This window comes from Seonamhaeicola marinus (assembly GCF_008085455.1).
Map to the genome: position 1 here is coordinate 1 of NZ_VSDQ01000488.1, position 457 is coordinate 457.

Annotated in this window: 1 protein-coding gene; it reads left to right on the top strand. The window is 32.2% G+C overall.

Annotated features, from left to right (window positions below):
• The first annotated feature begins 15 nt into the window (after positions 1–15).
• Positions 16–453: a Cif family virulence factor gene (locus FUA24_RS07865; protein WP_147134952.1), complete on the top strand. Its 438-nt coding sequence runs from the start codon at positions 16–18 to the stop codon at positions 451–453.
• Positions 454–457 lie beyond the last annotated feature (4 nt).

Here is a 457-nt window from a genome sequence, read left to right on the forward strand (position 1 = left end):
TTATAAACATTTACAATGAAGAAACTTACACTTATTTTATCACTATTTTTGGCTACCACTTTTATTGCTACAGCGCAAAATTCTGAAGAAAAAGACATAAAAGATATACAAGCCGTTTTAAAAGCACAAAGGCTTGCTTGGTCTAAAGATAATATTGAAGAATATATGGAAGGCTACTGGAAAAGTGACTCACTAGCTTTTTATAGTGCCAATGGTATTACTCAAGGTTGGGAAAACACATTAGAAAGGTACTTAAAAGCTTACCCAACTAAAGAACACACAGGTAAGTTGAATTTTAGAATTAACGCCATTACTAAAATTACTGAAGGCGCTTACTATGTTTTAGGCGAATACCATATAAAACGCGATGTTGGTAATGCCGATGGTATTTTTATGCTTGTATTTAAAAAAATTGATGGTGCGTGGAAAATTATTGCTGATACCTCAACTTAATTAA

What these genes read in the sequence shown, in the direction of transcription:
- FUA24_RS07865 (WP_147134952.1), top strand. Translation starts at nt 16, where the DNA reads ATGAAGAAACTTACACTTATTTTATCACTATTTTTGGCTACCACTTTT.